The organism is Caballeronia sp. LZ016 (genome assembly GCF_031450805.1).
In the GTDB taxonomy this organism is placed as follows: Bacteria; Pseudomonadota; Gammaproteobacteria; order Burkholderiales; family Burkholderiaceae; genus Caballeronia.
The window spans coordinates 1,265,389-1,285,085 of sequence record NZ_JARTVY010000001.1 but is presented as its reverse complement, the minus strand read 5'-3'; the positions used below and the strand labels follow the sequence as shown (position 1 = coordinate 1,285,085).

Sequence of the window (19,697 nt, the reverse complement as noted above, 5' to 3'; positions counted from 1 at the left end):
TTTGCGCGCACCAATGCAAAAGGCCCCGCGAACTTCGCGGGGCCTTTTGCGGTCCTGAAGCCCGTGCGTACTTTTTACGCTGCCGGGACGACGACGACCGTGTGCTTCTTCGCTGCGCCCTTCGTCGTGAACTGGACGTGGCCATCGGTCAGCGCGAACAGCGTGTGGTCCTTGCCGATGCCGACGTTTTCACCCGGGTGCATGCGCGTGCCGCGCTGGCGAACGATGATGCCGCCCGCGTTGATTGCCTGGCCGCCGTAAACCTTCACGCCGAGGCGCTTCGATTCCGAGTCGCGGCCGTTGCGGGAAGACCCGCCTGCTTTTTTGTGTGCCATTTGCTATAGCTCCTTTACCGTTATGCGCGACGCGTTAAGCGTTGATCGCGTCGATGCGCAGTTCGGTGTAGTTCTGGCGATGGCCAGCGTGCTTTTGGTAGTGCTTCCGGCGGCGCATCTTGAAGATGGTCACTTTCTTGTGACGACCCTGGGACACGACGGTAGCCTTGACGGAAGCCCCACTGACCAGCGGCGTACCGAACTGAATCGATTCACCTTCGCCTACTGCGAGAACCTGGTCGAGCGTGATTTCAGCGTCAATGTCTGCCGGTATCTGTTCTACTTTCAATTTTTCGCCAACGGCAATCTTATACTGCTTGCCGCCGGTTTTTATGACCGCGTACATTGAGAACCTCACTCAGAATTTCGTTTTTCCACGCACCACGCGCGGAAAACACGAGATTATACATAGGGTTAGGCAGCACGTCAAAAGGCATTGACATTTGCCGCATGTTCCCGGTGTGCGGCATCCGTGTCCGATCTTCGGCGATTTCTCCCCGATCCGATCGCGATTGCGCCCGTCCACGCGACCATCGCGCGCCGCGGGACCCGTCGCCGCACCGATTCGCCTTATAATCCGCCGCATTACCTTATTTGCCGATCATGTCGTCCACCGCCACTTCTTCCCCCGACGCCGCCGCACTGCTTGCCCCGATCGCCGAGGACATGCAGCAGGTCAACCGCGTCATCCGGCAGCGCCTGGCATCAGAAGTGATGCTCATCAATCAGATTTCCGAGTACATCATCGGCGCGGGCGGCAAGCGGCTGCGTCCGGCGTTGTTGCTGCTGGTTGCGGGCGCGCTTGGCGATACGACCGGGCATCGCCATGAACTCGCGGCGGTGGTGGAATTCATCCACACCGCGACGCTGCTGCACGACGATGTCGTCGACGAGTCCGATTTGCGCCGTGGCCGCAAGACCGCCAACGCGCTGTTCGGCAACGCGGCGAGCGTGCTGGTCGGCGATTTCCTTTACTCTCGCTCGTTCGAGATGATGGTGAGCGTCGGCAAGATGCGCGTGATGGAGATTCTGTCTGTCGCCACCAACATCATTTCGGAAGGCGAAGTGCTGCAGCTTCTGAACATGCACGACCCGGACGTCGACGAAGCGCGTTACATGCAGGTCATCCGCTACAAGACGGCGAAGCTCTTCGAGGCGGCGGCGCAACTCGGCGCGGTGCTGTCCGGCGCGGATGCGCGCACCGAAGCGGCTGCGGCGGAGTTCGGCCGGCGCATCGGCACCGCGTTCCAGATCATGGACGACTGGCTCGATTACACCGGCACGCCCGAATCGATGGGCAAGAACGCCGGCGACGACCTGCGCGAAGGCAAGCCCACGCTGCCGCTCATCTATCTGATGGAACACGGCACGCCCGAACAGGCGACGCTCGCGCGCGAAGCCATCGAGCAAGGCGGCACGGATCGCTTCGACACCATCTTCCATGCAATCACCACGTCGGGCGCGCTGGATCACACGTTGCAATGCGCGCGAAATGAAGCACAAGCCGCCGCCGATGCAATTTCTTCGTTTCCCAGTTCCATTTTCAAAGATAGCCTGCTAGAATTATGTTCTTACTCGACGGCGAGACAGTCTTAAACGAGACTTCAACGCGCAAAACGTCTAGTTAAGTTAATTCGGGGTGTAGCTTAGCCTGGTAGAGCGCTACGTTCGGGACGTAGAGGCCGGAGGTTCGAATCCTCTCACCCCGACCAGAATTGCAAAAACCCGCATGGTCCGCCATGCGGGTTTTTTCTTTTGAGCCCGCCGCTGCGCAAGGCTCTCAAGCTAAACGGCGCGGGGCGGAGCGGGAAAGCCGTCTGCTATAGTCCCTTCATCATCGCTTCTACTCGACCACCGCGTGGACAACCTTCCCTTATGGGCGCAAATCAGCGCCATCTTTCTGCTTCTCATCCTTTCCGGTTTCTTCTCGATCTCCGAAACGTCGATGATGGCGCTCAATCGCCATCGGCTGAAGTATCTGGCTAGTCAGGGATCGCTGCGCGCGCGCACCACGCAGGGGCTGCTTGCGAAGACCGACCAGCTGCTTTCCGTCATTCTGATCGGCAACAACCTGATCAACACGATCATCCCGGTGCTCACGACATCCATCGCACTGCACACGTTCGGGCACAATAACATCGTGTTGTCGGTCACGACGGGCGTCATCGCGTTTCTGATTATCGTGTTCGCGGAAATCGCGCCGAAAATCGTCGGCGCGACGTATCCGGAGAAGGTCGCGCTTCCGGCGAGTCTCGTGCTCGCGCCGCTCATGCGCATCGCGCGGCCACTGGTGTGGTTCGTCAATCTTTTTGCCAACGCCATTCTCGGCGCGCTGCACATCAATACGAAAGGCGGCCGAGACCAGCGTCTGTCGCCGGAAGAACTGCGCACTATCGTGCTGGAAACGGGCAGCTTCATGCCGACCAAGCACCGCAGCATCCTGCTGAATCTGTTCGACCTTGAGAACATTTCCGTCGACGACGTAATGATCCCCCGCCGCCGCATCGAAGCACTCGACTTCGACGCGCCGTTCGACCAGATCCTGCATCAACTCGAAACCTGCTATCACAACAAGCTCGTCGTTTATCAGGGCGACATCGACCGCGTGCTCGGCATCCTGCACGTGCGCAAGACGCTGTCGGCGCTGCATAACCAGGAACTCGAGCGCGAAACGCTGCGCGAATTGCTCACGGAACCTTACTTCGTGCCCGCCGGTACGCCGGTGTTCCAGCAGCTTCAATATTTTCAGGAGAGCGGCCACCGCATTGCCATCGTGGTCGACGAATACGGTGAGTTGCAGGGCCTCGTCACGCCGGAAGACATCATCGAGGAACTGATCGGCGAGTTCACGACGACGATTCCGCGCAGCGCCGGTTCGCGCGGCTGGGACGAGAACGGCGAATGTATCGTCGCGGGCAGCATGCCGCTGCGTGAATTGAATCGCTGGCTGAAGATCAGCTTGCCGACCGACGGGCCGAAGACGCTGAACGGTCTCATCCTCGAAACGCTCGAAGATATTCCGGACGGCGACGTATCGGTGCGTATTGCGGGCGTTCATTTCGAAGTCCTGCGCAGCGACGATCAGGCGATCCGCACCGTCAAAATCTTCCGCCCGCAGACGCTGGCCAAGCGCGGGCTGCGTTAGCCATTCGGACGAGTAGGCGCGGGCAAGCGGGCGCGGGATGATCGGATCATCGTCATCGCCACCATCGCCCCATGATCTCCGCCCTCGACACTGCATCCGATTCCGATACGCCCGCCGTCTCGCTGCTCGCGAACACCCTGCGTGAAGCCGCCGAGCGCGGCGCGTCCGATATCCACGTCGAACCGTCCGAGCACGAATGGCGCATTCGGCTGCGCGTCGACGGCGCGTTGCACGTGCTGCGCCGCCCGCCGCCGCATCTGCGCGACGCGTTCGTGACACGCATCAAAGTGCTGGCGCGTATGGATATCGCCGAGCGCCGCGTGCCGCAGGACGGCCGGCTGCGGCTTGCGCTTGGCGGCGGACAGATCGGCGACTATCGCGTGAATTCCCTGCCGACGCTCTTCGGCGAAAAGCTCGTGCTGCGTCGGCTGGACGCCTTGCCGCCCGACCTTTCGCTCGGCGCGCTGGGGCTGAACGAAGGGCAAAGCCGCATCGTCGAATCGGCGATTCGCGCGCCGCACGGCCTCGTGCTCGTCACCGGACCGACGGGGAGCGGCAAGACCTTATCCCTCTATTGCTTCCTGCAGATGCTCAACGCCGACGCGCGCAACATCTGCTCGGTCGAAGATCCAGCCGAAATCCAGCTCGCCGGCATCAATCAAGTCAGCGTGCGCGAAAAGGCCGGCCTGAGCTTCGCCGTGGCGTTGCGCGCGTTCATGCGGCAGGACCCCGATGTCATCATGGTCGGCGAAATCCGCGATGCCGAGACCGCCGATGTCGCGGTAAAGGCCGCGCAGACCGGCCATCTCGTGCTGTCCACGCTTCACACGAACGACGCGCCTGCCGCCATCGCGCGTCTCATCGATATCGGCGTCGCGCCGTACAACCTCGCGTCGGCGCTGAGACTCGTCACCGCGCAACGGCTCGTGCGCAAGCTATGCGAAGTGTGCCGCACGCCGTCGGCGCTCACCCTCGACGACGGCGTGCGGCCGTTCGAGCCGCGCGGATGCCCGGCGTGTCATGGCATCGGGTATCGCGGGCGGATCGGCGTGCATCAGTTGATGCCGGTATCCGATGCGATGCGCGAGCTCATCGTCGGTCGAACGGCGACGCATGCAATCGCGCGGCTAGCGCAATCGGAAGGCATGCCGGCGCTGCGCGACGCCGCGTTTGCACGCGTGCGCGAAGGCGTCACGAGCGTCGCCGAAGCCGTCGACGCGACGGAGATCGCATGAGCGCGCACGGATCATTGGAACTGCGCTTCGGCTGGCGAGGCATCGACGCGGAAGGCGTGCGCAAGAGCGGCAAGCTGATTGCCGCCGATCCGGCTTCGGCCCGCGCGTCCTTGCGACGCGACGGCGTGATCGTCCTCGAACTCGAGACACTAGGCGACGCACCGCCGCCGAAGGCATCGTCCGCGGATGTCGGCGTTTTCACGCGTCAGCTCGCCGGTTTGTTGCACGCGGGGCTGCCGCTTGCAAGCGCGCTCGACATGCTCGGCAATGCGGGCGGCCGTGGCGGTCTTTCGCGCATCGTGCGTTCTCTTGGGCGCGACATCACGCGCGGCGTGCCGTTCTCGGCGGCGCTCGCGCGTCATCCGGCGGCTTTCGGCGCGCTTTATTGCCAGCTCGTCGCGGTCGGCGAAGTGGCCGGCGCGTTGCCCGCCGTCCTCGCGCGACTCGCCGACGATCACGACCGCGCCAGCGCTCAGCGCGCGAAGCTGCGCGCCGCGCTCGCCTATCCGGTGATGGTGCTGCTGCTGTCGCTGGCGATCACGGCGGGCTTGCTGATCGGCGTCGTGCCGACGTTCAAGACGATTTTCGATGGCTTCGGCGCCGCGCTGCCCGCGCCGACGCGCTTCGTGCTCGCGTTGTCCGATGCCGTCGCCCGTCATGGCATGGGGTTCGCGGCCGTCTTCGCCTGCGCGGTGCTTTTTGGCGCGCGGTGGGTCAGGCGGTCCGCTCGCGCGCGCGAAACCGCGGACCGCATCGCGCTGAAGCTGCCGATCGTCGGCGCCCTGCTGCGCTCGCTCGGCGTCGCCCGATGGAGCCGCGCGCTCGGCACCCTGCTCGCGGCCGGCACGCCGCTCTCCGACGCGTTCGATTCCCTCGCGCACGCCACCGGCAACCAGGTATTCGACCGCGCGACCGTCGAGATAGCCGCGCGGCTGCGCAACGGAGAACGCCTGGCATCCGCGATGCGCGCGCTCGACTGCTTCCCGCAAGACGTCGTGCAGCCGATCGCGGTCGCGGAAGAATCCGGCTCGCTCGATGCGATGCTGCTCGATCTCGCCACGCTCGCCGATCGTCAGGTGGACGAACGCATCGGCGCATTCGCGAGCCTGTGCGAGCCGCTCGTCATCGCGGTGCTGGGCGCGCTCGTGGGCGGTCTCGTCATCGCGATGTATCTTCCGATCATCCAGCTCGGCAACGTGGTGTAGCATCGCGGGCCAAAGACATCGCATCCCTATCATGCAGCCTCCGTTCGATCCTTCCGCCGCGCATCACGCGAGCGATTACCTGGCGCCGTTCGCGGCTTTGCCGGTCGTCGCGCAGTATGTGTTCGCCGTCGTGTTCGGGCTCGTGATCGGCAGCTTCCTGACGGTCGTCGTGCATCGCTTGCCGGTGATGCTGGAACGCGCGTGGCGCGCGGAGTTCGACGCCGCCGTGCCCGATGCCCCCAAAGCACCCGCCGACGCCTACCCCGAGCGCTTCAATCTCGCAGTGCCGCGCAGCGCGTGTCCCCATTGCGGGCATGTGCTGCGTGCCTGGGAGAACGTGCCGGTCTTCAGCTATCTCGCGCTCAGAGGCCGATGCTCGTCGTGCGGCGCGCGCGTCAGCCCGCGCTATCCGCTGATCGAGCTGGCGACCGCCGCCCTCGCCGCGCTCTCGCTTTACGCCTACGGCCCGGACTGGCCGGCGCTTGCCGCGTTCGGCCTCTGCGCGGCGCTGCTGGCCGCAAGCCTCATCGATTACGACACGCGCTATCTGCCCGACGTGCTGACGTTGCCGCTCCTGTGGGCCGGCTTCATCGTCAATCTGGGTGAAGGCGGATTCGCGACCCTTCACGATGCGGTCACCGGCGCGATCGCGGGCTATCTCTTTCTGTGGTGCGTCTACTGGATCTTCAAGCTGGCGCGCGGCGTGGAAGGCATGGGCTACGGCGACTTCAAGCTGCTGGCCGCAATCGGCGCGTGGCTCGGCTGGGCCGCGCTCGCGCAAGTGGTCCTGATCTCGGCGGTGGCGGGCGCGGTCTTCGGTATTCTCGCGACGTGGCGGGGCCGCATGCGCTTCGAGGAGCCGTTGCCGTTCGGTCCGTTCCTCGCGGCGGGCGGAGCGATCACGCTTTTCGTCGGCACGCCGCTTTATGCATTATTCGGATGAAGACAAGGAGCAGCGGATGTTCAGCATCGGGCTGACGGGCGGTATCGGCAGCGGCAAGAGCACGGTCGCGGACCTGTTCGCCGCGCGCGGCATCCCGCTGATCGATACGGACATCATCGCGCATCAGGTCACGGCGCCGCGCGGCGTTGCGATGCCGATGATCGCAAGCGAGTTCGGCAGTGACTTCGTCGCGCCCGACGGCTCGCTGGATCGCGCGAGAATGCGCGGACTCGTCTTCACCGACGACACCGCGAAAGCGCGCCTCGAAGGCATCCTGCATCCGCTGATACGCGCGGAAACGGAGCGCCAGCGGTCCGAAGCGGGCGGCGCGTACCACATCGTCGTGGTGCCGTTACTCGTCGAATCAGGGAATTGGGCTTCGCGAGTGTCACGCGTGCTCGTCGTCGATTGTCCGGTCGAGACGCAAATTGCGCGCGTCATGCGGCGCAACGGCTTTCCGCGCGAGCAGGTGCTCGCGATCATCGCAAAGCAGGCCTCCCGCGAAACGCGGCTCGCGGCGGCGGATGACATGGTGCTGAACGACGATGCCGCCACGCTCGAAACGCTTGCCCATCGCGTCGACGAACTTCACGCGCTTTATTCGAAGCTCGCCGGGTGACGGTTTTCGAGCGCCAGACATCGAAGAAGCTGCAAATATCGGCTCAAAAAGCGGCAACGGCGGTGAGAATGTGGCTCGATTTGCTAGGGTTAGCATGCGGCATTAGAATGTGCTGACTTCCGCTCACGGAAGCAACCGACCCACGCCGAGGCGAGCGCTTGATCCTTTACGAGTATCCCTTCAACGAGCGGATTCGGACGCTGCTGCGTCTCGAAGACTTGTTCGAGCGCTTCACGTTCTTCCTGACGCAGGAAGATCCCCGGGAGCATCACGTGGCGCTGACAACGCTCTTCGAAATCGCGGAAGTCGCGGGGCGCACGGATCTCAAAGCCGACCTGATGAAGGAACTGGAGCGTCAGCGTCAGACGCTCGCGCCGTTTCGCGGCAATCCGGGCATCGAGCAGGAGGCGCTGGAAGCCGTCCTCGGCGAAATCGAACAAACGCTCGCCGGTCTCGGCGACATGCACGGCAAGACCGGCCAGCATCTTGCGGACAACGAATGGCTTGCGAGCATCCGCAGCCGCACGATCATCCCCGGCGGCACCTGCAAGTTCGATCTGCCGTCGTATTACGCGTGGCAGCAGTTGCCCGTGGAGCAGCGCCGTCAGGACATCGCAAGCTGGGTCATGCCGATGCTCGCCCTGCGCGACGCCGCCTCCATCGTCCTTCGGCTCGCCCGCGAGTCGGGGCAGGCGTCGAAAGTCATGGCGATGCAGGGCAGCTATCAGCAGATGCTTTCAGGCCGCACGTACCAGTTGATGCAGGTGCGCGTATCGCCCGAAGTGCGCGTCATTCCCGAAGCGAGCGCCAACAAGTACATGTTGTGGGTGCGTTTCACCGTGCAGGACGGCGATTTGAAACCGCGCCCTGTCGATGTCGACGTTCCCTTTCATCTGACGCTTTGCAGCCTTTGAACCGGGCGGTTCGGCCTTATATAGTCGACTGTCGATCAAACGCCGGCTCAACCGGCCACGCCTTACCGTCATGACCACTGTCGTCAAATGTCCGACCTGCGCGAAGGAAGTGCGCTGGGTCCCGGAAAACCGCTTTCGTCCGTTTTGCTCGGAGCGCTGCAAGCAAATCGATTTCGGCGCCTGGGCAGCGGAAAAATACAAGATTGCGGGCAACTCGCAGGAAACGCCGCCGGACGACGACTCGCACGGCGGCCTCAACTAGACGCTTCGTCGGTTCATTGCCCCGCTTCCGCCGCGAGCCATTCCAGCACCGGAATCGCGGCGGGCAAAAGCGGTGCGACGTCCACCGGGAGCGCCTGCCACGTGATTGCCTGCCCCTCGCGGCCAAGCGGCGTCCCCGTCCAGCCCGTCACCTTGCAGAAGAAAAGACGCACGTACGCGTGCGGATAGTCGTGTTCCAGCGTGCGCCACAGTTCGCACGCGTAGACATCGATGCCCAGTTCCTCGTGCAACTCGCGTGCGAGCGCCGCTTCGACGCTCTCGCCCGCTTCCAGCTTGCCGCCCGGAAATTCCCAGTAGCCCTCGTACGGCTTGCCGTGGGGCCGCTGCGCGAGCAGATATCGGCCGTCCGGGTGAACCATCACGCCGACGGCCACTTCGGTCACCTTGCGGCCATCGGGTGCGATGTCGGTTTGCGCATCCTTCATGCCGCTCATTGCTTGCGGCCCGACCAGTCGCGCGCGAACTGCCACGCCACGCGGCCAGAACGTGAACCGCGCTCCAGCGCCCAGACGAGCGCATCGCCGCGTGCACTCTCGATTTCGGCCGCATCGCATCCGAAGTGCCTGAGCCAGTGGCCGACGATCGTCAGATAGTCGTCCTGCTTGAACGGATAGAAACTTACCCACAGCCCGAAACGCTCGGACAACGAAATCTTCTCTTCGACGACTTCGCCCGGATGAATCTCGCCATCGGGCATGTGCTTGTACGACTCGTTGTCGCTCATGTATTCGGGCAACAGATGACGGCGATTGGACGTCGCATAGATCAGCACGTTGTCCGACTGCGCGGCCACCGATCCGTCGAGCGCGACCTTCAGCGCCTTGTAGCCCGATTCCCCTTCCTCGAACGACAAATCGTCGCAGAAGACGATAAAGCGCTCGGGCCGCGTCGAGATCAGATCGACGATGTCGCCGAGATCGTGAAGATCGTCCTTGTCGACTTCGATCAGGCGCAGGCCGTCCTTCGCGTACGCGTTCAGGCACGCCTTGATGAGCGACGACTTGCCCGTTCCGCGCGCGCCGGTCAGCAGGACGTTGTTCGCAGGCAGCTTGTTCACGAACTGCCGCGTGTTCTGCTCGATGAGCGCTTTCTGACGATCGATGTTCTGCAGGTCGTCGAGCGAAATGTGGGAGATGACGGGCACCGGCTGCAGAAAGCCGCGTCCCTGCCGCTTGCGCCAGCGAAACGCCACTGCGGATTGCCAGTCGATATCGGGCGTTGCAGGCGGCAGCATGCCTTCGATGCGTGCCAGAACCGCTTCGGCGCGCGTGAGAAATTGTTCGAGTTTGTCCATGTCGGTTTCTTTGCGCGCCGGTTCAGCGCGCGTTACGAGCGGTAGTCGGCGTTGATGCTGACGTAATCGTGCGAGAGGTCGCAGGTCCAGACGGTCGCCTGCGCGTTGCCACGGCCGAGCACGACGCGAATCGCGATTTCGCTCTTCTTCATCACGCGCTGGCCGTCTTCTTCGCGGTAGTCGGGATTGCGCCCGCCCGCCTTCGCGACGAGCACATCGTCGAGATAAAGATCGATCTTGCCGACGTCGAGGTCCGTCACGCCCGCATAACCGATGGCCGCGAGGATGCGGCCAAGGTTCGGATCGGACGCGTAGAACGCGGTTTTCACGAGCGGCGAATGGCCGATCGCGTAGGCGATCTGCCGGCATTCCGCGACATCCTTGCCGCCTTCGACCGTGATCGTCATGAACTTCGTCGCGCCTTCGCCATCGCGCACGATCAGTTGCGCGAGTTCCTGCGCCACAGCCGTCACTGCGTCGCGCAGCGCGGCGTAGGCCGGCGCATCCGTCGACGTGATCGCGGGCAGGCTCGATTTACCCGATGCGATGAGGATGAACGAATCGTTCGTGGACGTATCGCCGTCGATGGTGATGCAGTTGAACGAGCGATCCGCCACGTGCTTCACGAGCTCGTCGAGCACCGGCTGCGCGACGGCGGCATCGAAAGCGAGAAAGCCGAGCATCGTCGCCATGTTCGGCTTGATCATGCCCGCGCCCTTGCTGATGCCGGAGAGCGTGACCGTGTGACCGTCGATCTGCACTTGCCGCGACGACGCCTTCGGCAGCGTGTCGGTCGTCATGATGGCCTGCGCGGCGTCGAACCAGTGCGCGGCCTGCTGGTTCGCGAGCGCGGCGGGCAGGCCGGCTTTCAGGCGATCGATCGGCAGCGGTTCGAGAATCACGCCCGTCGAGAAGGGCAGAATCTGCTGGGCGTCGACGCCCGCGAGCCGCGCGAGTTCCGCGCAGGTTTCGCGTGCGTGGGTCAGGCCCGGTTCGCCGGTGCCCGCGTTCGCGTTGCCCGTGTTGACGACCAGCGCGCGAATGCCCTTGCCGCCGGTGCGCACTGCGTCGAGATGCTCGCGGCACACCGTCACCGGCGCGGCGCAGAAGCGGTTCTGCGTGAACACGCCCGCGACGGTCGCGTTTTCATCGACGCGAATCACGAGCACGTCCTTGCGATTGGGCTTGCGGATGTTCGCTTCGGCCCAGCCTAGCGTGACGCCTGCAACGGGATGCAGCGCGGCGGGATCGATCGAGGGGAAGTTGACAGCCATGTTCGCGACTCGCTGATGGTGGCGAGTGCCGGCCCGATGCGCCGGCACGCTGTGAAAGACTGACGCCGTCTGAAGCGATGAACCTCTGGACGGCGCCGTGAAACGCTCGGGCGCGCCGCGCGGCCCGATTGAGACCTGCAAAGACAAACGACGCATTGCTGCGTCGCTCGTCCGTTCGTCGATCAGAAAGCCCTTATGCCAGCTTTCCGTGACAGTTCTTGTACTTCTTCCCGCTGCCGCACGGGCACGGGTCGTTGCGGCCGACCTTCGGCACTTCGTCGGACGGGCGCGTGGCGACGGTGATGTCGTCGTTCGTGGCCATCGCCTGATTGACCATCTGCGCCGTGGCGGTCGCGGCGGCGGCTGCCGGCGTCGCGGTCGGCGCGGCGGGCGCATTGAAGTCCGCGTGCGTGAACGACACGTTCTCCAGATGGCTGCCCCTCTCCTCGTACTGCTCGGCGGCTTCTTCCAGTTGTTCCGGCGACTGGATCTGCACGTTCATCACGACGCGCGTGACTTCCTGCTTCACGGCGTCGAGCATCGCGGCGAACAGTTCGAATGCCTCGCGCTTGTATTCCTGCTTCGGGTTCTTCTGCGCATAGCCGCGCAGATGGATGCCCTGACGCAGGTGATCCAGCGCGGCGAGGTGCTCGCGCCAGCGGCTGTCGAGCGTCTGCAGCATGATCGAGCGCTCGAACGCGCTGAACGATTCGCGGCCGACCAGTGCGACCTTCGCCTCGTACGCTTCGTCGGCGGCGGACAGCACGGCTTCGCAGATTTCCTCGGCGTCGATGGAATTCGACTCGTTGATCATCTCCTGAATGGCCAGGTCCAGCGACCACTCGTTGCGCAGCACTTCCTCGAGTTCCGGCGCGTCCCACTGCTCCTCGATACTGCCCGCCGGAACGAACGTGCGAACCAGATCGCCGATCACGCCCTGACGCATCGCGGCGATGGTTTCCTGCACGTCGTTCGCTTCGAGCAGCTCGTTGCGCTGCTGATAGATGACCTTTCGCTGATCGTTCGCGACGTCGTCGTATTCGAGCAGTTGCTTGCGGATATCGAAGTTGCGCGCTTCGACCTTGCGCTGCGCGCCTTCGATCGAACGTGTGACCATGCCCGCTTCGATCGGCTCCCCTTCCGGCATCTTCAGGCGATCCATGATCGCGCGGACGCGGTCACCCGCGAAGATGCGCAGAAGCGGATCGTCCAGCGAGAGATAGAAACGCGACGAGCCCGGGTCGCCCTGACGGCCCGCACGGCCGCGCAGCTGGTTGTCGATACGGCGCGATTCGTGACGCTCCGTGCCGATGATATGCAGCCCGCCCGCCGCCTTCACGTGGTCGTGCAGCGCCTGCCATTCGTCGTGCAGCTTCTGGATGCGCGCGGCTTTTTCGTCCTCGGGAATCGAAAGATCCGCCTCGATGAACGACGCCTGCTTCTCGACGTTGCCGCCGAGCACGATGTCCGTGCCGCGACCCGCCATGTTCGTCGCGATGGTCACGACGCCCGGCCGGCCCGCTTCCGCGACGATCGCCGCTTCGCGCGCGTGCTGCTTCGCGTTGAGCACTTCGTGACGCACGCCTGCCTGCGTCAGCAAGCCGGACAGCAACTCCGACGCTTCGATCGACGTGGTGCCGACGAGCGTCGGCTGGCCGCGTTCCACGCAATCGCGGATGTCGCGAATGACCGCGTCGTAGCGTTCCTTCGATGTCTTGTAGATCTGGTCCTGCTTGTCGACGCGCTTCGGCGGACGGTTGGTCGGGATCACGACCGTTTCCAGGCCGTAGATCTCCTGGAACTCGTACGCTTCGGTGTCCGCCGTGCCGGTCATGCCGGACAGCTTCGCGTACATGCGGAAGTAGTTCTGCAGCGTGATCGAGGCGAGCGTCTGGTTCTCCGCCTGAATCTGCACGTGCTCCTTCGCTTCGACCGCCTGATGCAAGCCGTCCGACCAGCGGCGGCCGGTCATCATGCGGCCCGTGAATTCATCGACGATCACGACTTCGCCGCTCTGCACCACGTAATGCTGATCGCGATGGAAAAGCGTATGCGCGCGCAGCGCGGCATAGATGTGATGCATCAGCGTGATGTTCTGCGGCGCGTAGAGGCTTTCCCCCTCGCCGATCAAGCCCCACTCGACGAGCAGACGCTCCGCCTTCTCGTGGCCCGATTCGGTCAGGAACACCTGGCGCGCTTTCTCGTCGAGCGTGTAGTCGCCCGGCTTCTCGACGCCCGTGCCGTCCGCCTTCTCTTCGCCGATCTGCTGTTCGAGCAGCGGCGGCAGCGCGTTCATGCGCACGTACAGGTCGGTGTGGTCTTCGGCCTGGCCGGAGATGATGAGCGGGGTACGCGCTTCGTCGATGAGGATCGAATCCACTTCGTCGACGATCGCGAAGTTGAGCGGCCGCTGCACGCGCGCGTCGGTCTCGTAGACCATGTTGTCGCGCAGATAGTCGAAGCCGAATTCGTTGTTCGTGCCGTAGGTGATGTCCGCCGCGTAGGCTTCCTGCTTCTGCGCGTGCTGCATCTGCGACAAGTTCACGCCGCACGAGAGCCCGAGGAAGTTGTACAGGCGAGCCATCCATTCGGCGTCGCGCTGGGCGAGGTAGTCGTTCACCGTCACCACGTGCACGCCACGGCCCGACAGCGCGTTCAGATACGCCGCGAGCGTGGCGACGAGTGTCTTGCCCTCGCCGGTGCGCATTTCAGCGATCTTGCCGAAGTGCAGGACCATGCCGCCGATCAGCTGGACGTCGAAGTGGCGCATTTTCAGGACGCGCCGGCTCGCTTCGCGACAGACGGCGAAGGCTTCCGGGAGAAGCACGTCGAGCGATTCGCCGCCAGCGACACGCTTGCGAAACTCGTCCGTCTTCGCGCGCAGCTGATCGTCCGAATACTTCTCGACGGTCGGCTCGAGGGCATTGATCGCCGCAACGGTCTTTTGATACTGCTTGACCAGCCGCTGATTGCGGCTGCCAAAAATCTTCTGAAGGAAACCGGTCGTCATCGGATCAGTGTCTGCGTCGCGGCTTCGGATGGACGACAGGGTAAGCTGCGTCCGGGCTCGGAAGGCCTCGGCGACTTAAGTCCATTGGGTGAAATGTCGGGTAGCCCGACCTTCTTACGAAGATCGGGCCCCCCGAGAACCGTACGTGCGAGTTTCCCCGCATACGGCTCAAATCTACGAACAAAGTTCCGACTTACGCCAGAACCGGCTTAGTTACTACCAAGTTACCTGCGTGCACCCGTTGATGACAGAATGGATGGAGCAGAACCCTGTTGGACAACGCGTCGGAACCGCCATGCATCCGGTATTGCAGATGATGTTCGTGCCAACCTGTCTCGTCCGTCAGGGCACCACCACAGTGCGCGCAAAGCCCGCCCTGCGACATATATAGCGTCGCCCACTGCTTACGGTAGCGCATTGATTCCCACATACGCGTCTGTCGCAGGCGCTCGCCATATACTTCCCACGTGGGATCAAAGGGGTTGTAGTCCCCCTGGATCTTGGTGTGGTGTTTGATGCTCATTGCGCTGAGTGCGAACAACTCACTCAACTCCCACTTACCGTCATCAGACGGCGTACGGCAAGCAAAGACCCACTGCCGGGTGCCTGATGTATGGAAGTACTTCCTTCTCACCCATCCGGCACTCTTGCGTGGATGTCGCCTGCGGGACCACCACCAAAGCTTCCGAAAAACCAGATGCTCCATGCGGCTGTACGCCTTCTTAGCCGAGACGACCCGATGATACTGAGCCCATCCCCGCAACATCGGGTTCAACAGCCGGATTAGATCCGCCTGTGACACCGTTTTGTTGCCGCTGATCGTTTCCGCCACCTTGCGATAGAAAGCTTGCGCGTTCTTTTTGCTAGGTTTCGGCAGGTACTTTCCGTTGTACTTCCGAAAGTTCCAACCGAGGAAATCGAACCCATCGGCAATGTGGGTGATGCGCGTTTTCTGCTCGGATAGTCGCAGTCCGCGCTGAGCGAGGAATCCTTCCACCCAAGGCCGGACGTCTTGTGCCAGCAACTCGCAGGAGTTACCAGTAATCACAAAATCATCCGCGTACCGCACCACATTCACCTTCAGCGTTCGAGCCTTCGTCTTGCCCAACTTTGCACGTAGGTGCGTCGTCAGACCGTCCTCCAACCCGTCCAGCGTAATGTTAGCCAAAGTCGGGGAGATAATCCCTCCCTGTGGCGTACCGGCCTCTGTCGCCTGAAACTGGCCTTGATAAATCAGGCCAGCCTTCAACCACTTCCGCAGGATGCTCGTGTCCATCGGGACATTCGCGATCAGCCAATCATGGTTGATGTGATCGAAGAAGCCTTCTATATCTGCCTCCAGTATCCACGAGGCGGAAACCTCGCGAGAAAGGCACACACGAAGTTGACCCATAGCATCGGCCGTAGAGCGGTTTCTTCGGAACCCATATGAGTTCGGATCGCCCTTCGACTCCGCTACAGGCTCCAAAGCCAACAGATACAAGGCTTGCATCGCCCTGTCCCGCATGGTCGGAATGCCCAGAGGGCGTTCTTTCCCATTGGCCTTGGGGATATAGACTCTCCGTAACGGCAGTGCCTTATATCCGCGCCGCTTCAACCTGCCGACAGCTTCCCATCGGCTCTCGGGCGAATCCCACAGTTCGCGATCGACTCCTGCCGTTCGCGCACCTTGGTTCTGTGTAACACGTCGTACCGCAGACAGCTTTGCGGACAACGTGCGAGTCAGCATCCGTTGCAGGGCCTTCACCCTGCGCCAGTCACCTTCCCGCGTCGCCTTCGCAATTCGAATCTGAATCCCTCTCACATTCCGTTCAACGACCCGCCAGTCTATAGCGTGCCAGTTGTCTGGGACGTGGGAAAGCGCAGACCCAGTCGTTCGACTCGATACTCTCATGCTGCTCTCCTACCTTGGGTTAGACCCCGGCAGAAGGCGCATCTCCCCCAGCGGGGCAGATACACCCCGCTGGGGAACAACAGAACTCAACGTGAGTGCATGCACCCACGTCTCGAACAGACATATCAATACAGGCGCATGCGCCCGCATCTAACCAAGTACCAGAGGGTTAGCCAGCCGTCTTGCGACGGTAGACCAGACGGAAGTCTGCCCGCTTTCGCGTGGAGTAATGTCTCAACTCCTATCCGGGCCATTACAGCCCGACGTTCGCTTGCTCCGTCCTCCCATACCCGCACCATCAACAGCGTTCCTCACGGTTCGCCTGCCGGGCAACAGCCCCGGCAACAATACGGGCTTACCACGTTCCCGATGCGTCACACGACTGACTTAGGTTCTGCCTATTCCCCGACGGCCCAACGACGACGTGTCCCGAGATTCGAGCGAGACAGCCGGCCGCATACCTTTTGGTCAGTGCCACACAGCAGCTTAGGCACCTCAATTCTAACGAGGTTTATCAGCAGTTCACTTGCGTTAACCCTATCAGTCAGCCTAGCTCCGTACCCCAGTGCTGCTAGGAGTACCACACCCCTCCTCACGGACCGGTGTGCCCGAAACATCCGGGAGGCTACATTGTCAGAGAAGCTTCACACCCCACCGTTACCAGTGACGCATGTCCTCCTAGGCTACTGCTAGTCGTATAACAGGTTCACTAACCGATCAGTGCTGCGTCGGTTTGAACAATGACACATCGAGTTGTCCACTCGTACCGCTAGCGAATCCCTGAGCTTGTGGCTTGGGACTTGCAAACAACAATCCGCTTGGCAGCGGAGTTGAAGCCGCTGACAGGGCGGAACTCGGTGGTAACCGAGTTAATGCAATGCGAACTCCAGCGAATGCAGCACCAGAGATCGCCTATGGCGATACCCAGTGTTACTCCTCCGAGTATCGCTTCACTACAAATTGCTGGCCTCAAGGTGCCAGCACTATGGTCAGCAGAGCAGCCGGGACCGCGACCCCAACTGATTTCCGACGGTCGATGCCCCTTGTCGTGGGGCGGCCGGACACGAGTGTGCGTGTCGCACCGAATCGGGAATTTTAGCACGCGAGTCAAGCACATCTTGCGTCGGCGTGGGCTTGCGGACGTCGGCGGCACGCGACAGTCAACCGCCTGAAAGCTTGGCCGCGCGGGCCTCCGCACAAGGCATCCGGGCGTGCCGCGCGGCAGCCTCGCGGTACAATCGATGCGTCGCGTCAGGCGTCCGTCGATTAAAAAATGAGCCGTTTTTCTACAAATTCAAGGTACGCGCCGAAGCGGTTCGATCCGCGCCGGCCGCAAGCCGTCGCCGACGTGCTGGATCGGACCGACGCGTTTCGCGCGCTGCGCGCCGGCGTCGAGCAAATGGCGGCGCTCCAGCGTGATCTCACCGCGCTCCTTCCCGACTACCTCGCGGCGAACATCGATCCCGGCTTCATCAAGGACGGCGTGCTCGCGCTCTTCGCCGCGCACAACGCGCTGGCGGCGCGTCTGCGCCATATCGAGCCACGTTTGCTTGCCGATTTGCAGCAGCGCGGATGGGCGGTCGATTCGCTCAAAATCCGCGTGCGGCCGCAAGCAGTGAAGGAAGCCGCGCCGCCGAAGCAGGCGCGCATGTCGGCGGCGGGGGCATCGGCGTTGCATGAGCTGGCCGAGACGCTCGCGCCGTCGCCGTTGCAGGAAGCGCTCGCGCGCATGGCCGCACGCCATCAGGGGCGCGGACAAAAAAAATGAGCGGCGCTTTCGCTGCCGCTCACATTGCCCTGCATGCCTGCTGCCGATGATCAGGCGAATGCGGTTTGCGTATCGAACCCGAAACCGCGCGGCGCTTTCTGCGTGTCGTCGAACGTGACGATTTCATAAGCGTCCTCGTTCGCCAGCAACTCGCGCAGCAGCATGTTGTTCATTGCGTGGCCGCCCTTGTACGCCTTGTACGACGCCAGCAGCGGATGCCCCACCACGTAAAGGTCGCCGATCGCGTCGAGCATCTTGTGCTTCACAAACTCGTCGTCGTAGCGGAGGCCGTCGTTGTTCAGAATGCGGTATTCGTCGAGCACGATCGCGTTGTCCATGCTGCCGCCGCGCGCAAGACCCAGTTCGCGCATCATCTCCACTTCATGCGCGAAACCGAACGTGCGCGCGCGAGCGATTTCGCGGACATAGGACGTCGTCGCGAAATCCACTTCCAGCGCCTGGCCCGTCTTGTCGACGGCGGGATGACGGAAGTCGATGGTGAAGCTCAGCTTGAACCCGAAATACGGCTCGAGACGCGCGAACTTGTCGCCGTCGCGGACTTCGACGGGCTTCGTCACCTTGATGAACTTCTTCGGCGCGTTCTGCTCTTCGATACCTGCCGACTGAATCAGAAACACGAAGGAAGCAGCGCTGCCGTCCATGATCGGGATTTCTTCGGCGGTCACATCGACGTAGAGATTGTCGATGCCGAGACCCGCGCACGCCGACATCAGATGCTCGATGGTCGACACGCGGGCGCCGTCCTTCTGCAACACCGACGCGAGCCGCGTATCGCCGATCGCCATGGCGGACGCCGGAATGTCCACCGGCTGCGGCAGGTCGACCCGCGCGAAGACGATGCCCGTTCCAGCCGGCGCCGGGCGCAGCGTCAGATCGACCTTTCGGCCGGAATGAAGCCCGATTCCCACGGTTTTGACGACGGTCTTGATTGTTCGCTGCTTCAACATGATTTTTAGTCCGATAGCGTTCCCGATAAAAGGAATTAATCGCACGCAGAATTCTAATAGAACGAAGTATACTCGATTCGGAACTTTCCGTCCCAAACCAAGAGGTATCAACTGTTTCCCTGTGTTACGCCGCGACGCCCGGCGAGTCAAGTGAAACGGGCCGATGGCCGGAATGGAGGCATTTCCGGTCATCGGCCCTAAGTTGTTGCCAATTGCGAGGACGTCTTTCAGCGTTGCGCGCCTGCAACGACACGCGACGCGACGCCGCTGCGATCAGCTCAACGTCGCCAGGATGCTTTGGGCGTCGCTGACTTCGAATTTGCCGGGCGCTTCGACAGCGAGCGTCTTGACCACGCCGTTGTCGACCACCATCGCGTAGCGCCGGGAACGGATTCCCATGCCACGCTCGGCCAAATCCTGATCCAGTCCGAGTGCCTGAGTGAAACGCGCGCTGCCGTCCGCAATCATCTTCACCTTGCCCGCGGTTTGAAGATCGCGTCCCCACGCGTTCATGACGAACGCGTCGTTGACGGAAACGCACCAGATTTCGTCGATGCCCGCGGCGAACAACTCCTCCGCTGCGTCGACGTAGCCCGGGACGTGTCTGGCGGAGCACGTCGGCGTGAACGCGCCCGGCAATCCGAAGATCACCACGCGCCTGCCTTCGGCCCGCTCGCGCGCCGAGAACCCGTTCGGTCCCACGGCGCAGCCCTCGCTCGCCTCTTCGATGAACTCGAAGAGACGCGCATCAGGCAACGTTTCACCCACTTCGATCATGCTCGGTCCTTCCCTCGTCAGTGCCCGGACATCC

At 62.7% G+C, this 19,697-nt stretch carries 18 protein-coding genes and 1 tRNA gene; 10 read left to right on the top strand and 9 right to left on the bottom strand.

Features of this window, described 5'->3' with window-relative positions; translation table 11 throughout:
• Positions 1–74 precede the first annotated feature (74 nt).
• The gene (rpmA, locus tag P9220_RS06170) at positions 75–335 is read right to left on the bottom strand and encodes a 50S ribosomal protein L27 (RefSeq protein WP_035966833.1); all 261 of its coding nucleotides are present in this window, start codon (positions 333–335) and stop codon (positions 75–77) included.
• 34 nt (positions 336–369) lie between these two features.
• A complete protein-coding gene (gene rplU, locus P9220_RS06165) occupies positions 370–681 on the bottom strand; it encodes a 50S ribosomal protein L21 (RefSeq protein ID WP_309764029.1) in 312 nt (103 codons plus the stop codon).
• 257 nt (positions 682–938) lie between these two features.
• On the opposite strand from rplU, the gene P9220_RS06160 reads away from it, so the two are divergent.
• The 9 genes from P9220_RS06160 to P9220_RS06120 all read left to right on the top strand — a co-directional run bounded on the left by P9220_RS06160 (position 939) and on the right by P9220_RS06120 (position 8,658).
• Positions 939–1,931 carry a polyprenyl synthetase family protein gene (locus tag P9220_RS06160; RefSeq protein WP_309764028.1) on the top strand — a complete coding sequence of 331 codons (993 nt, stop codon included), beginning with the start codon at positions 939–941 and terminating at the stop codon, positions 1,929–1,931.
• Between the two features lie 39 nt (positions 1,932–1,970).
• Positions 1,971–2,047, top strand: a tRNA-Pro gene (locus tag P9220_RS06155).
• A 146-nt stretch (positions 2,048–2,193) separates the two neighbouring features.
• On the top strand, positions 2,194–3,480 hold the full coding sequence (locus P9220_RS06150; protein WP_309764027.1) for an HlyC/CorC family transporter: 1,287 nt from the start codon (positions 2,194–2,196) through the stop codon (positions 3,478–3,480).
• Between the two features lie 71 nt (positions 3,481–3,551).
• Entirely contained in the window at positions 3,552–4,715 is a 1,164-nt protein-coding gene (locus tag P9220_RS06145) for a GspE/PulE family protein (protein WP_309764026.1), read from the top strand.
• Complete coding sequence (locus P9220_RS06140; RefSeq protein WP_309764025.1) at positions 4,712–5,920, top strand: type II secretion system F family protein; 1,209 nt, start codon at positions 4,712–4,714, stop codon at positions 5,918–5,920. The genes P9220_RS06145 and P9220_RS06140 overlap by 4 nt, the downstream gene beginning before the upstream one ends.
• Positions 5,921–5,951: 31 nt before the next feature.
• Entirely contained in the window at positions 5,952–6,863 is a 912-nt protein-coding gene (locus P9220_RS06135; protein WP_309764024.1) for an A24 family peptidase, read from the top strand.
• 16 nt (positions 6,864–6,879) lie between these two features.
• Positions 6,880–7,482: a dephospho-CoA kinase gene (gene coaE, locus P9220_RS06130; RefSeq protein ID WP_309764023.1), complete on the top strand. Its 603-nt coding sequence runs from the start codon at positions 6,880–6,882 to the stop codon at positions 7,480–7,482.
• Between the two features lie 158 nt (positions 7,483–7,640).
• Positions 7,641–8,396, top strand: coding sequence for a cell division protein ZapD (zapD, locus tag P9220_RS06125; RefSeq protein WP_309764022.1), 756 nt, complete (start codon positions 7,641–7,643; stop codon positions 8,394–8,396).
• Between the two features lie 70 nt (positions 8,397–8,466).
• Positions 8,467–8,658, top strand: coding sequence for a DNA gyrase inhibitor YacG (locus P9220_RS06120; RefSeq protein WP_309764021.1), 192 nt, complete (start codon positions 8,467–8,469; stop codon positions 8,656–8,658).
• Positions 8,659–8,671: 13 nt separating this feature from the next.
• Here the strand turns inward: P9220_RS06120 and P9220_RS06115 are convergent, their stop codons facing one another.
• The 5 genes from P9220_RS06115 to ltrA form a co-directional block, all read right to left on the bottom strand.
• On the bottom strand, positions 8,672–9,103 hold the full coding sequence (locus P9220_RS06115; RefSeq protein WP_309764020.1) for an NUDIX domain-containing protein: 432 nt from the start codon (positions 9,101–9,103) through the stop codon (positions 8,672–8,674).
• A 5-nt stretch (positions 9,104–9,108) separates the two neighbouring features.
• On the bottom strand, positions 9,109–9,972 hold the full coding sequence (locus P9220_RS06110) for an ATP-binding protein (RefSeq protein WP_309764019.1): 864 nt from the start codon (positions 9,970–9,972) through the stop codon (positions 9,109–9,111).
• Between the two features lie 32 nt (positions 9,973–10,004).
• A complete protein-coding gene (gene argJ, locus P9220_RS06105; RefSeq protein ID WP_309764018.1) occupies positions 10,005–11,246 on the bottom strand; it encodes a bifunctional glutamate N-acetyltransferase/amino-acid acetyltransferase ArgJ in 1,242 nt (413 codons plus the stop codon).
• Between the two features lie 193 nt (positions 11,247–11,439).
• Complete coding sequence (secA, locus tag P9220_RS06100; RefSeq protein WP_309764017.1) at positions 11,440–14,256, bottom strand: preprotein translocase subunit SecA; 2,817 nt, start codon at positions 14,254–14,256, stop codon at positions 11,440–11,442.
• A gap of 193 nt (positions 14,257–14,449) precedes the next feature.
• A complete protein-coding gene (ltrA, locus tag P9220_RS06095) occupies positions 14,450–16,150 on the bottom strand; it encodes a group II intron reverse transcriptase/maturase (RefSeq protein WP_309764016.1) in 1,701 nt (566 codons plus the stop codon).
• Positions 16,151–17,423: 1,273 nt separating this feature from the next.
• On the opposite strand from ltrA, the gene P9220_RS06090 reads away from it, so the two are divergent.
• Entirely contained in the window at positions 17,424–17,918 is a 495-nt protein-coding gene (locus P9220_RS06090) for a DUF721 domain-containing protein (RefSeq protein WP_309764015.1), read from the top strand.
• A 50-nt stretch (positions 17,919–17,968) separates the two neighbouring features.
• Here P9220_RS06090 and lpxC read toward each other — a convergent pair whose 3' ends face one another.
• Together lpxC and P9220_RS06080 are read right to left on the bottom strand one after the other, a co-directional pair.
• Positions 17,969–18,886, bottom strand: coding sequence for a UDP-3-O-acyl-N-acetylglucosamine deacetylase (gene lpxC, locus P9220_RS06085; protein ID WP_309764014.1), 918 nt, complete (start codon positions 18,884–18,886; stop codon positions 17,969–17,971).
• Between the two features lie 273 nt (positions 18,887–19,159).
• A complete protein-coding gene (locus P9220_RS06080) occupies positions 19,160–19,663 on the bottom strand; it encodes a peroxiredoxin (RefSeq protein ID WP_309764013.1) in 504 nt (167 codons plus the stop codon).
• Positions 19,664–19,697: the final 34 nt, after the last annotated feature.